At 57.1% G+C, this 13,266-nt stretch carries 12 protein-coding genes; 9 read left to right on the forward strand and 3 right to left on the reverse strand.

Annotation, left to right across the window (positions count from 1 at the left end; translation table 11 throughout):
• The first annotated feature begins 825 nt into the window (after positions 1 to 825).
• The 3 genes from QT222_RS16050 to QT222_RS16060 all read left to right on the forward strand — a co-directional run bounded on the left by QT222_RS16050 (position 826) and on the right by QT222_RS16060 (position 3,984).
• Positions 826 to 2,064, forward strand: coding sequence for an orc1/cdc6 family replication initiation protein (locus QT222_RS16050; RefSeq protein WP_491477742.1), 1,239 nt, complete (start codon positions 826 to 828; stop codon positions 2,062 to 2,064).
• Positions 2,065 to 2,502: 438 nt separating this feature from the next.
• On the forward strand, positions 2,503 to 3,135 hold the full coding sequence (locus QT222_RS16055; protein WP_004060622.1) for a hydrolase: 633 nt from the start codon (positions 2,503 to 2,505) through the stop codon (positions 3,133 to 3,135).
• 207 nt (positions 3,136 to 3,342) lie between these two features.
• Positions 3,343 to 3,984 (forward strand): hydrolase, encoded by a 642-nt coding sequence (locus QT222_RS16060; RefSeq protein WP_004060623.1) that lies wholly within the window; start codon positions 3,343 to 3,345, stop codon positions 3,982 to 3,984.
• A gap of 88 nt (positions 3,985 to 4,072) precedes the next feature.
• On the opposite strand, the gene QT222_RS16065 is transcribed toward QT222_RS16060, so the two are convergent.
• Entirely contained in the window at positions 4,073 to 4,444 is a 372-nt protein-coding gene (locus tag QT222_RS16065) for a winged helix-turn-helix transcriptional regulator (protein WP_491477743.1), read from the reverse strand.
• Positions 4,445 to 4,520: 76 nt separating this feature from the next.
• On the opposite strand from QT222_RS16065, the gene QT222_RS16070 reads away from it, so the two are divergent.
• The 5 genes from QT222_RS16070 to QT222_RS16090 all read left to right on the forward strand — a co-directional run bounded on the left by QT222_RS16070 (position 4,521) and on the right by QT222_RS16090 (position 8,424).
• Positions 4,521 to 5,156 (forward strand): VOC family protein, encoded by a 636-nt coding sequence (locus QT222_RS16070; RefSeq protein ID WP_491477744.1) that lies wholly within the window; start codon positions 4,521 to 4,523, stop codon positions 5,154 to 5,156.
• A 61-nt stretch (positions 5,157 to 5,217) separates the two neighbouring features.
• On the forward strand, positions 5,218 to 6,162 hold the full coding sequence (locus tag QT222_RS16075) for a VOC family protein (RefSeq protein WP_004060626.1): 945 nt from the start codon (positions 5,218 to 5,220) through the stop codon (positions 6,160 to 6,162).
• Positions 6,162 to 6,824 carry an alpha/beta hydrolase gene (locus QT222_RS16080; protein ID WP_491477745.1) on the forward strand — a complete coding sequence of 221 codons (663 nt, stop codon included), beginning with the start codon at positions 6,162 to 6,164 and terminating at the stop codon, positions 6,822 to 6,824. Before QT222_RS16075 ends, QT222_RS16080 begins: the two co-directional genes overlap by 1 nt.
• Positions 6,825 to 7,146: 322 nt before the next feature.
• Positions 7,147 to 7,563, forward strand: a complete 417-nt coding sequence (locus tag QT222_RS16085; RefSeq protein ID WP_004060631.1) for a DoxX family protein — start codon at positions 7,147 to 7,149, stop codon at positions 7,561 to 7,563.
• A gap of 363 nt (positions 7,564 to 7,926) precedes the next feature.
• On the forward strand, positions 7,927 to 8,424 hold the full coding sequence (locus tag QT222_RS16090) for an NUDIX domain-containing protein (protein WP_004060641.1): 498 nt from the start codon (positions 7,927 to 7,929) through the stop codon (positions 8,422 to 8,424).
• A 60-nt stretch (positions 8,425 to 8,484) separates the two neighbouring features.
• Here QT222_RS16090 and QT222_RS16095 read toward each other — a convergent pair whose 3' ends face one another.
• Entirely contained in the window at positions 8,485 to 10,209 is a 1,725-nt protein-coding gene (locus QT222_RS16095) for a Coenzyme F420 hydrogenase/dehydrogenase, beta subunit C-terminal domain (protein ID WP_491477746.1), read from the reverse strand.
• Entirely contained in the window at positions 10,199 to 11,905 is a 1,707-nt protein-coding gene (locus tag QT222_RS16100; RefSeq protein ID WP_491477747.1) for a nitrite/sulfite reductase, read from the reverse strand. The genes QT222_RS16095 and QT222_RS16100 overlap by 11 nt, the downstream gene beginning before the upstream one ends.
• A 368-nt stretch (positions 11,906 to 12,273) precedes the next feature.
• Between QT222_RS16100 and QT222_RS16105 the strand changes: the two genes are divergently transcribed.
• Entirely contained in the window at positions 12,274 to 13,254 is a 981-nt protein-coding gene (locus tag QT222_RS16105) for a glycoside hydrolase family 97 N-terminal domain-containing protein (RefSeq protein ID WP_491477748.1), read from the forward strand.
• Positions 13,255 to 13,266 lie beyond the last annotated feature (12 nt).

A 13,266-nucleotide genomic window follows, 5' to 3' on the forward strand; every position in this document is an offset into this window, starting at 1 on the left:
TCGTCACAACTGTCTGGTGTTGGTCGGTCCTAATCACGTGCGGCTCTTGTATCTCCTCTCGTATCTTCCCTCGTACCCTCCCTGGCCGTTTAGTGCCCGGGTGCCGTCTGACACTTGACAGGCCCCACTGTTTCCACTAAGATGCTTACATGACGAGACGGCGCTGTCGCAACCCCCACTCTCCCCCCACTATTTCCAGTAAAACCGAAAGAAACGGTCTGCTAAGTTATCGCTGAGATTAGTTTCAGTACTAGCCACCACCTCACAAAATCTACACTAGCTATCCTACGGACCAACTCGGACCATACATATATAAACTTTTCCTAAATTCATTGTTTACTCTAAGCACATGACTCACTTTCGTGGCCCTTTACTGGAAATGGTGGGGAGGGGGTGTTGCGTCATATTCGATTATTCAAACTCGACACCGTCGGGCGATTCTACTTGCACACCATTTTACTGGAAACAGCGGTGTGTCTCTAGTATATAAAGAATCGTTTACTGGAAATACTGGAACCCACTGGTCTACTCTCACGTGATGTCTTGGTTCTTGGGCAACAGAGGTTTACTGGAAATGGTGGGGTGTCTCCCCACCGTCGTGTTCCGAATCATTTACTGGAAATAGTGGGGTTGGTCTCTCGCTGGGGATCTCACCCTCCCCTGACACCAGCACCGTAACAACCTCCACAACTTGCTCGCGATATACTGAAAACAACGGGGTCAAATACGAATAGTGGAACCATCGCTCAGTGGTGGTTATACTGGAAATAGTGGAAACGGTGGTCGAAACAATTATAATTTAATACTGAATCAGTTGACCACAACATGGCTCCTCGATTTCAGCCGGACGATACGCTCTATAAGCGACGGAATACGCTTAAGGTCGAGTATGTACCGGACGACATCGTTGGGCGAGATAACGAGATCGAGGAGTACGAAGCAGCCCTACAACCAATCATCAATGGTGAGTACCCCGATAACATCTTCATCTATGGCAAGACCGGTGTGGGAAAGACCGCGGTCACGAATTTCTTGCTCAACGAACTCCGGGAGTCGGCGGAACACTTCGGCGTTGATCTCTCCGTTATCTCGCTCAACTGTGATGGTCTCAGTACGAGTTACCAGGCTGCAATTAGTCTGGTCAATAACCTTCGAGAACCCGAACATCACATCGCCGAAACCGGTCATCCGCAGTCCAAGGTCTATCGCTTGCTCTGGGATGAGTTGAATAAACTCTCTGGGACCGTTATCATCGTTCTCGACGAGATCGACCACATCACGGACGACACGTTCCTCTACCAAATCACGCGCGCGGACAACAACGGGTATATCGACAATATTCAGCTCGGTCTCATTGGCATCAGTAACGACTCGACGTTTCGAGAGCAACTCGACGCAAAAGTCCAGTCGTCACTTTGTGAGACTGAGATTTCGTTTCCTCCGTATGGCACCGAGGAACTCCAGAAAGTCCTCGAACAGCGGGCCGATATTGCGTTCCACGAGAATGCAATCGAAGACGGGGTAATCTCGTTGTGCGCTGCACTCGGTCGACAGGACGGTGGTGACGCCCGACGAGCAATCACACTGCTCCGGAAAGCAGGCGATCTCGCTCGCGCGGAGAACGCAGAGACAGTGACGACTGACCATGTCGAACGAGCCCAGGAAAAACTCGAAGCGCAACAGAGTATGGATATCATGCGCGACCTCACCGAACACGAGCAACTCACGCTCTATGCGTTGACGACGCTCGCCGCCGAAAGCGCCACTCCCGCCCGCTCGCGTGTTGTCTACCAGCGCTACAAAGAACTCTGTAATTTCAAGGGCCGAGACCCTCGAACAGCCCGTCGAATGCGCAGTTTTCTCTCCGATTTCGAGATTCTCAACCTTACGCTCTCCCACATGGAACATCGTGGTCAGGACGGTGGAACGTACCGTGAACACGAACTCAACCGCGATATCGCAACTGTCGTCGATGCACTCCAGACGATTATCAGCGAGTTCGGAGCCCACCGAAGTATCATCGAATACCTCCCCGACTCCGGCGAAGACTTCGCAGCGATGTAGTGTGGGCTGATTCATCGATACCAGACCTGAAATGACTTCTCTGTGGCCATCCTACGGAACCCAACACTGGGGTCGGCCTCAGTGAGTGGGAGTGGATAAACCCAAACAGGCTTCGAGCGAGACGTGGGAAACTACCTTATCTCCACGAGAGAGCTTGTGCGGTTCGCAGAGCATGTGTCCTATCGTACGAACAGGTAATAGTCTAAAACTACGAAACGGGGAGCACATTGATTGCTGACTACCTGTCGGTCTCGTCGGCTGAGCAGTTTGTCATTGATATTGTCGTTTGTCATTATTTAATATGGGATACATCGAATAGACAGGTACTCGATAGCACTGTACTCGGGGAAATCTGTACACAGAGACGTCTCGTACAAAGCTTCGAGCAATCAGACTGCTACGGGACCCTGAGTACGTGGATATCGGGTGAGGATTACCATGGTAAACGCGACTGCAACTCCAAGCGATCAGTTACTCACACAGCAGAACTGCGCGATAACACTCATCGACCACCAACCCGAGATGGTACTCGGCGTCAATACCATCGAAACCGGTGCCCTCCGAAACAACGTTGCTGGTCTCGCAAAGACGGCCGAGGCGTACGATATTCCGGTCGTCCTTTCGAGCATCACCAAAGAGTACAATGGACCGCTCTTCGATGAGATACGGGAGACGTTCCCGAACGAGGAGGTGATTGACCGGACAACGATGAATTCGTGGGAGGACGAAGCGTACGTCGAAGCAGTCGAGGCAACCGGACGTGACCGACTGGTCATGGCTGGCCTCTGGACGGAAGTGTGCGTCTGTTTCGCCGCCCTTTCGGCCATGGAGGCAGGATACGACGTCTATGTCGTGGCCGACGCCTGTGGCGGGCGGACGACCGCAGATCACGAATATTCGATGCAACGAATGGTCGAGGCGGGTGTAACGCCAGTTACGTGGGCACAGGTACTCTACGAACTACAGCGTGACTGGGCAGCAGATGGTGCCGAAGATGCCCACCAGATCTCGATAGACCATGCCGGTGACTTCGGAATGGCTGTCGAGTTCGCGGACTTCCAGACTAAATAGAGTGGTCAGAAAATTAGAATATTTGGGCTCACCCCCTCCGAATCGTCTGACTGGATTCAGAGTGTGTTGTTTCAAAACCCGTAAGGACGGCACATAGAGCCTCTTATTTGACAGTCGTATTACGACTACCAGGTGAAGACGATGCAACCTAATTGTTTGTATGTTACTTGACATTTTATGTGCATCGGCCTGTAACTACTATTTGCAATGGCACCAACCGATACCGACGACAAATCGAGTCCGTTCTTTGACGAGGACGACGCTGCACTGCTCCTGATCGACCACCAGACTGGGCTGCTGCAGGGCGTCGAGAATCAGGATACGGTTTCGCTCCGCAACAACGTTCTCGCGCTCGCCGAGGTCGCAAAGCTGTACGACCTTCCGGTCGTGCTCACTACCAGCCGCGCCGAGGGTCCGAACGGTCCGCTCCTCCCCAAGCTGAACGAGATGTTCCCGGAAGTCGAGGTAATCGACCGCTCACTCGTCAACGCATGGGATGACCCAGCGTTCGTCGAGGCCGTCGAGGCGACGGGTCGGTCGAACTTGATCATGGCCGGTATTCTCACCGAAGTCTGCGTGGCGTTCCCGGCAATTAGCGCGGCTCAAGAAGGATACAACGTCCAGGCGGTGCTCGACGCGTCGGGCTCGCTCAACGACCGAGCTGAGCAGGCAGCTATGTCCCGGATGGAACAGGCTGGCGTCGACTTGACCTCGTGGTTCACCGTCTCTTCCGAGATGCTGAAAGACTGGACGAAGGAAGTCGCTCCCGAACAAGCGGCACACTTCAGTGAACGGACCGGGTTCTACGAACTCGTGTTAGAGAGCTTCAACGCAAGCAGCGCAGAATAATACTCGGAGAGACGGGCTCAGTACCCACGACCCGTGTCGTGGATGCTCGCCTCGGCTCTCTGTAAGATACACCCCCACAAAGCAGCGATTAGTCGGTCGAGTTTGCATCAGCGGCCGACTCCCCTGCCCATTCCCTCGTCCAGTTCTCCAGTTCGTCGAACACGGGACAGAGCGATTCACCCTTTGTAGTGAGACTATAGTACGTTGCGACGGGCGCATCTTCTTCGAGACGGCGATTGACGTATCCTAACTCTTGGAGGTCGTCCAAGACGCGTGAGAGCGTCCGACTCGACGCTCCGGTCGAGCGCTTGAGCTCGTTAAATCGCTTCTCGCTGTGTTGGAGGTCGTAGAGTACAAGCAGTCTCCACTGTGATCCGAGTTGGCTGATCGAATCGATTACTTGGCATTCTTCTTCACTCAGAATGTCCTTTTCTTCCGAATCGTCTTTTGGTACCGACATCGCTGTCACCTGGTGGTATCTTTGTCCGCGAGTGTTTATAGTGGTTCGGGTACGAACTAAGTAACATAGTGAAACCATGACTGATAACCAATCCACATCCACTGACCCGCCCGTGACCGCCGACCTGCCGGAGAGTGCATTCCACGTGACCGGCACGGACCATATTTCAATCATCGGGAGCAATATCGAGGACACGATTACGTTCTATCGGGACGTACTCGGAATGCCGCTCGTCCTCAAACAGCCCAACCTCGACGCACCGAATATTACCCACCTGTTCTTCGATACCGGTGACGGACGCATGCTCACGTTCTTCGTCAAGGAAGGCCGTGAGTCGAACACCGGTCGATTGCGAACACCAATTGGCGGTGTCCACCACATTGCCTTCCGGTACGAGCCCGAACGCCTCGAAGAGATTCGTGCTGGTCTCGAAGAACACGGCCACCACTACAACGAGTTCGACCGGGGAATCTTCCACTCGCTGTATACGACCGACCACAACGGGCTCGTCATCGAACTTGCAACGGACAAATTCGAGATTCCCGACGACCGACGCGGTGAGGTGCTTGCACTCGCCCAGCAGAAACGCCTCCAAGTCGGTGCATCGTTCGCCAAGGCAGAACACCTCGAAGCTGCACTCGAGGAACTCGGCTTTCCAGTCGAACGGAAATCGCTCCCCGATGTGCAGTCTGGTGCAGGTGGACTGGACTAAGCCCACCTGCAACCAGCGCAGAGCCGATTCGCTTTCCAACCTACTCAACGAACCACCACACATGCTCACAGACACGCCCGGCATCCACCACATCACAGGTATTGTTCGCGACGCTCAGACGAACGTCAACTTCTACACAGACGTGCTTGGTCTGCGTCTCATCAAGCAAACGGTGAACTTCAACGAGAAGTTTACGCGTCACCTCTTCTACGGTGACGAAACCGGCTCCCCCGGCACTGGATTGACGTTCTTTCCGTACCCCGCGGAGAACGACGGCAGGATCGGAAAACCGCAGATTAGCACCGCCGCACTGGTGATCCCACCGAACTCGGTGTCCTACTGGCGAGACCGCCTCGTCGAACACGACGTCGCCGTCACGGGACCGACCGAACGATTCGACGAGACGGTACTTCGGGTTTCCGACCCGGACGGCACGAAACTCGAACTCGTCACCGGCGACTCGTCTGTGACTCCGTGGGCAGACGGACCGGTTCCAACTCAGCATGCAATTCGCGGCATCTTCGGTGTGACACTGCTCTCGACGAACATTTTCGTCACCGCGAGCGTGCTGGAGACGTTGGGCTTCGAACTCCTCGAACAGGCGGGCGACCGGGTTCGGTATCGGGCACCGGGTGACCGTGCGACCGTCATCGACCTCCTCGACCGGGACGTCGAGTTCGGTCGTGAGGGCGCAGGGTCGATTCACCACGTCGCTGTGCGCGTCCCGGAGAAAGAACAGCTCTACGAGTGGCACGACCTCTTTCGGGAGCGCGAGTACGACGTGTCGCGGGTGAAAGACCGACACTTCTTCCACTCGCTGTACGTCCGCGAGCCCGGTGGTATCTTGTTCGAACTCGCAACGGAACAGCCGGGACTCACAGCTGACGCCGACCTCGACACGCTCGGACAGTCGCTGTTTCTCCCCCCGTGGCTCGAGGAAGACCGCGAGATGATCGAGGGTCAACTGCAGCCACTCGAACTCCCTTCTGCGCCGGAGACGAACTAATGGGGCGGAACACAGATTCGACTGGTTCGGAAGCGAACCCACATGAAGAACAGCCAATTGAGACAGCCGGTGCCCCGCCGCAGGCGGCTGAAGCAGCCGTCATTCTACTCCACGGTCGCGGGTCGACTGCGCAGAGCATCCTCACGCTCATCGATGAGTTTCTTCATCACGGCGTGATGTATCTCGCTCCGCAAGCGGCCCACAAGACGTGGTATCCCCGCTCAGGTTATGCCCCAATCGAAGACAACGAACCGTGGTTCTCGTCGGGTCTCGCCCGCATCTCGACTGTGCTCGAGAAAGCTGCTGCGGCCGACATTCCCCCCGAACGGACGCTCCTGCTCGGATTTTCGCAAGGTGGGTGTCTCGCGAGCGAGTTCGTCGCACGAAATCCCCGTCGCTACGGCGGACTCGTGGTGTTATCGGGCAGCCTGCGCGGTCCAGACACCAGACAGGACTACGATGGCTTCATCGACGGAACACCTGTTTTCCTCGGGTGTAGTTCCGATGATCCGTACGTCGCCGCTGACCGTATTCACGAATCTGCGCGCGTGTTCGAACAGCTCGGTGGGGACGTACGCAGTCGACTCTACGATGACCTGGGGCACGCAATCAACGACGACGAAATTCAGCTGATCAATACGTTCATCGAACGACTCGTCTAAGCCGTCGCGTTTGCAGACGTTCAGACTTCTCCGTACACAGACACAGCAGCACTGCTTATCAGTACAATCGCTTCGCCGACCGAACACGCTTCTGTGTTCTGCTTTTCGACCGATTCTTCGACTGTCCTGTTGTTCGACTATCGTCTCAGACCATCTATATCTCGGTGACATCGATGCCATCTACTATCACTAATGTCGCCAAACATACAAATAGGTTCCAAAACGAACTGGGTAACGTAATGAAACTGCCAATGCAGAACGATGCTGTGGCTGCTGTATCGACTATCGATTCCCCCGCGGACCGTCCGGAGGTGTTGGCCTAATGGTCCTCTCCGGACTCGAAGGGATTGCCCTGCTACTCGCGCGTATCCTCTTCGGCGGTGTGCTCGCCTTTACGGGGCTGAATCACTTCATGCAGACCGAACAGATGGCTGGATACGCCCAGCACAAGGGGCTGCCTGCACCGACGCTCTCAGTGCTCGGTTCAGGTGCGCTGCTCGTTCTCGGCGGGCTAAGCATCATCACCGGTGTTCTTCCCGTCGTGGGTGCACTGGTACTCGCGGGATTCCTCGTCGTGTCTGCCCTCACGATGCACGACTTCTGGGCCGTCCCCGAGGACCAACAACAAACCGAGATGACGCAGTTCCTGAAGAACATCGCGTTAGCAGGTGGTGCCCTCGCGATTTCCGTACTCGGCTCCACTCCGTGGGCGCTCAGTCTCGGTATCCGTCTGTTCTAGCGCCGGACAACCGGATTGTTGACACGTTCCGGTACTCCCTCCGAAACCTGACAGTAAAATCACATACGCGCAACGACGACCTAACGAGGGACGTCGGTTGACACTTTTGACGAGAAGTGTCTGACTTTTGTGCGGAAAACCATCCGAGTCTTCCGCTCTGCTCGTCGCCTTACCTTAGACGTTTTCCTTACGTAATCTAAGATACGTCGCCAATAACCCAACACAACAGTTGCGATAACGCAACTCAACGGCTAAGCACCCGCAGTGACACTCCCCTGTATGCGCGAATTCGTCATTAACCTTTGTATACTAAATTAATTGAAAGAAAACAGTTGTGTACTGCTACGTTCAAGTCGGAGTCAAATGTCTCACCCCCACGAAATCGCTCCTGAGGCCCCATGTGTCGAGCAACTATTGCGACTCCCGAAATCGAGACTTGAACTGCTTCAGGAGTGGGCGATTGACGGGACCGGGGTTGCAGCCTCGGCCCGAGTGCGAGACTCCGATGGGCGCATCGCACTCGTTAAGACTAGCTGGACAGACGGCTGGTTCTTACCCGGAGGTGCTGTCGAACCGAACGAAATCCCAGCCGAAGCCGCTCGACGAGAGGTTCGCGAAGAAACAGGACTGGACGCCACTATTGGGTCCCCACTCGTAGTTCTTGACCAGCGCTATCTCTCTGAGAATGGCGACAAAGAATGGTTCTCGGCATTATACGTGGTATATGCGGCAGCAGCTGAGGGTGAGATACCCGATGTTTCCCAGTTAGGAGTTACCGATGACGAAATCTTAGCGGCACGATGGTTCGATACCCTTCCGGAGGAGTTCCACGACGGAGAACTTCTCCGACCATACCTGTAAACTACTACTTTGGACCGTCTCCATTCAAATGTCAGCATTTAGACGTGAAATACATCGGAATTAATGGTCTGATTCGTGAGGGTTCAACACCACATCATACTGGTTGGCGTGCTCGGTGTACTCGATGAATCGTGGAGCGTCCGGGTCGAAGGGACGCTGTAGCGACTTGAAGGCCTTCTTTTTGTCCCAGGACTGCAGGCCGCCGATGGCCGAGCGGTCTTCCAGGTCGTGGTAGTCCAGGTCGGGTTCGGTCAACTCCCAGGCTTTCAGTCCCTGTTCAGTGCGAATGATGACGCTCGAGTACTCGTCGCTGGAACCGACCGAGCCAACTGTCAGGTCGGCACAGTAGCCGGTGAAGTCCGCACACTCGTCACAGCCTTTCAACGCCGCGCCGTGGAACGCTTCGATGTCCTCTTGGAGAATCATCTCGCCGTCGCGGTCATAGACCATCATGTCTCCGTTGAGGACGTCCATCTTGCCGATCTCCTCGGGAGCAATTCCGCGCTTCGCTTCGAGTTGCTCGCCGATGAGGCGTTCGTAGTTGAAGTTCTTCGTACACATCAGCGCAATCGTGTAATCGATTGCCCTGATACCCTCCTCCTGGCTTGCGTAGTCCCACTCGAAGTCCTGCAGAGCGCGGATGCCCTCGATTTCGCAGGGCGTCCCGACGAGTGCGAGCGAGAGGGATTCGGGGTCTTTCGCTGGGAGTTTCTCCTTCCATTGGTCGACGTTCAGGTTCCCGAGCGCCATCGTCTGGTTATAGAAGCTCCCCGCGTTCTCGATGAGTTCCTCGGGCGTCGTCGCGAGGAAGCTCTCGGCCTTCCAGGGTTCGTCCTCGCTCTCGGTGGCGATGAGCGCCCCGTCGATCTCGCCCGCCTCGAGGAGATGGATGAGAACGCTCGTTACGAGTCCGCCGTCTTGCGCGTTCTCGCGCCACGCTTCTTCGACCTTCGCGGAGAACTCGGTGATCGGATCGCCGGCACCGTTCACGTTGTCCTCGCCACCAGTTATCTTCCACTGGCGCTCGTACCGGAGTCCGCCGCGCGGACAGAAATCCCAGCAGAGCGAACAGCCCGTACACATCTTCACTAGTTTGGGGAGACCGTCGTCACCGATTCCAATGGAGTCCGACGGGCAGGACGCGACACAGGTTCCACACTGAATGCACCGCCCTTCGTCGATGACGGCCGCGTCGAGTTCCATAAACCACGTCTTGTCTTCGGGCTCGTCGATGTCGTTCATCATCTGGCGGATAGAGTACCCTGGCGTGTCGAGTTCGACCCCTTCGGGAACCTGTACGCGCCTATCCGGGCGGCCGTCGGAAACGTCCTGACTCTTCCCCTCGCTGGGCGTCGTGAACTCGAGGGTCGTGAGATTCCCCGCAGCGTCGACGTTGCTCGGGCGAGTACCGCCGTCAGCGGAAACCGAGGATGTTTCCGTCGTACTCCCGTCAGTGCCGACATCTTTGCCAGCGCTGGTGTCACATCCGCATCCGCGCCCACAGCCACAGCTCTCGTCGCTGCGCCCACAGCCACAGCTCTCGTCGCTGCGCCCACAGCCTTCGTCGGTCTCTTTGTCGTCGGTCCTCCCTGACCGCCGCCGATATTTGATCGGCTTCACGTCTGAGTCGTACCGGGGTCCCGACTTCGAGCGGTGCCCGCTCACAGGCGGAGAGCCAACACCGTCGTATTCTCGATTGTCATCGTTCCTTCGCCTCTCGGTGTCCGTTTCCGGAACGTGGGGCAGCGGCCGCTCGCGCTCGTTCTCGGTGTCCTCAGTCGTCATGAGCGACCCCTCCGGAGACGTTGGCGTTCGCCCGTTGCATGATTCTTCGAAGGCGGTCGTTGCTCACGCGACGGGTCCATTCGTAGAACCGCTCGCCAGGGTCGCGCTTTTCGGCGAAGTCGTCGAAGAGCTGTTGCAACGCCGGAACGACGGCCTGTGCAGGGACCGCGTGCTCGACCCAATCGAGGAACTCGTTGTCGGTGCCGAGGCTCCCGCCGAGGCCGACGTCCATGCCCTCGACGATGTTGTCGCCCTCCTCGTTCGTGGTCCCTTCAGGGTCGTCCACCGCGACGGTCTCACCGCGGAAGCCGATATCCGCGATTTGGGGCTGTGCACAGGAGGCCGAACAGCCCGACATGTGCATCCGAACCACGTCGAGGTCGTCCGGCGTGTCTATCTGGCGGTCTAACGTCCGCGCCCAGCGGTAGACGCGTTTTTTCGTCTCGATGATTCCGTAGTTGCAGAACTCCGAGCCGGTACAGCCGACCACGCCGCGGGCGAATGGACCGGGGTCGTGCTCGTACTTCCGGGCGAAAGGCTCGTTCAGCAGTGCCGAGAGATTCTCCTCAGGGATATGTGTGATGAGAAAGTTCTGGTCGGTCGCTAACCGGATCGAGGTATCGTCGGTCCCGTATCTCTTGGCTGCCCGCGCCGCTGCCGTGAGTTCGTCGCCGCCCATCCGTCCGGCGATGACGTTGAAGCCGACGTAGAACAGGCCGTCCTGTTTCTGGGGATGGACACCAACGTGGTCGCCTCGGTAGCCACGGGTGAGGTCCTGCCCCCGAGAATGGAGAGCGACGTCACAGCGGTCGCGGACGGCCGCCTCGAACTTCTGCGGTCCCATCTGCTGAACGAGGTAGCGCATCCGGCAGAGTCCACGGTTGGTGCGGTCGCCCAGTTCTTTGAACGTCTGAGCGACCGCGCGACAGAACTCCACGGCGTCCTCGGGACGAATGAATACATCGATGTTCGAGGCCATCCGCGGACCGTCTGAGAGGCCGCCACCGACGCGGGCGTGGAAGCCGTAGACGTTCTCGCCGTCGATATTCTTTCGAGCCGGGACGAGACCGACGTCGTTGATTTGCGACTGGGCGCAGTCCTCCTGACAACCCGTGATGGTCATCTTGAACTTCCGCGGGAGGTTGGCGTACTCTCGGTTATTCGTGAAAAAGTCCGAGACGGCGTCGATAACCGGCTGGGCGTTGAAGCACTCGTGGTCGTCGAGACCGGCCGCCGGGCAGCCGAGGACGTTGCGCGCGGAATCCCCACAGCCCTGAATCGTGGTTAACCCGACTTCCTCGTACGTTTCCCAGATTGCGGGCATGTCCGTGACCTCTATCCAGTGCATCTGGACGTCCTGTCGGGTGGTGATGTCCAGAAATGCGTCACCCCAGATTTCGTTTTGTTCCTCACCACCATGCTCCCCGGGCGCGGTGGCGTATTCGTCAGCGACCGTACCGACGACCTCAGCCTGTTCAGGGGTGAGGAACCCACCGGGGACTTTCGTCCGGAGCATGAAGTAGTCGTTCTGGCGTCCGTGAGCGTACATCCCAGCCCACTTCAGGCGCTCCCACTCGCCGTCGCCTGCCCGTTCTTCAATCTCCTCGAAGGAGAGGTTTCCTTCCGCGTACTCGTAGACGTCCTCGATAACGTCGAGGGGGTGTTTTTCTTGTTTCCATCGTTCGACTGTGTTCACTGTGGGCACCTGCCACATCCCACGGTACCAAACACCATGCTAAGTACTATTGCTGTTATTACTGCCCGTGACGTGTGCACCTCTTAGTCCCGGGATGACGCGTCGTGCCGACCGCTCTCGGCCTCTGCTCGGGCCTCAATCACTTATCCGCCGGAGAAGGTTGTGGGCTTCCGTCGGGAAAACCGGTGAATATATCTTCCATCTCAGACACGAGGAGCATCTCATTTCCAGTATTCCCGTTCGTTCCAACCACTGGTTCGTCGGCGATAGAACGCTCTTACCACCACACCTCGGCAGGGTGTGAAACTATGAATACATATTTCTTCGCTATTAGAACTTTCAATCATGATGGATAACAGAGGTTCAGGATGTCTGATAGACAACCGCTCTCAAACGATGGTGAGCCAGAATTCAAACGCCGCCAATTCCTCGGTGGACTCACGTCGTTGGCCGCAGCATCGTCGTACACACTCGATGTTCCCGAGGCAGTCGCGTCAGCAGTCTCGAACGCTGACGACAGTCTCGTTCAAACCGTCTCATCACCGAGTGGAGCGGTCACTGTCGCGTTCGACGTGTCGTCGGGGACCCCCACCTACTCCCTGTCGTACGATGGGCGAACCGTCGTCGAACCGTCGGCGCTCGGGTTCGAATTCGACGGCCAGCCCGCATTCGGCACCGACCTCACGGTCACCGGAACCGAGCGCAGAACAGTAGACGACCAGTGGACTCCCGTCTGGGACCAATACGACGAAATCCGCGAGCACTACACCGAACTCCGCGTGGGTCTCGCCGAAACTACCGACCCCGGACGGACGCTCACAGTCGAAATCCGAGTCTTCGACGACGGAGTCGGTCTTCGGTCCGTGTTCCCCGAAGACGGTGGCTTCGGCGACTTCGTCCTCTCCGGCGAGAAGACAGAGTTCGCGTTCGCTGGCGACTACACCGCGTGGTGGGTCGAAAACGACTTCAACAGCTACGAGTACGGGTACAAGGAGACACCGCTGAGTGAAATCGGCGAGCGAAGTCCCTTCGGTGGGGCGCACACGCCGCTCACGATAAAAACCGACGACGAGACCTACCTGAGCGTTCACGAAGCCAGTCTCGTCGATTACGCGGCGATGGCGGTCGAACCCACGTTCCCCGGGTCGACGACGTTCGAATCGGTGCTTGCACCGCTTCCTGACGGGACGAAAGTGACATCGTCAGCACCGCACGCAACCCCGTGGCGTACGATTCTGGTCGGGTCGAGGCCGGGCGACCTCGCCGAAGCGAACCTCGGCGTCGACCTCAACGAGCCGTACGACCCCGCGGCCTTCCCCCACGTAACCGCCTGGATAGAGCCGTCGTAGTTTCCCGGCTTG

Source organism: Haloferax sp. s1, from assembly GCF_058382125.1.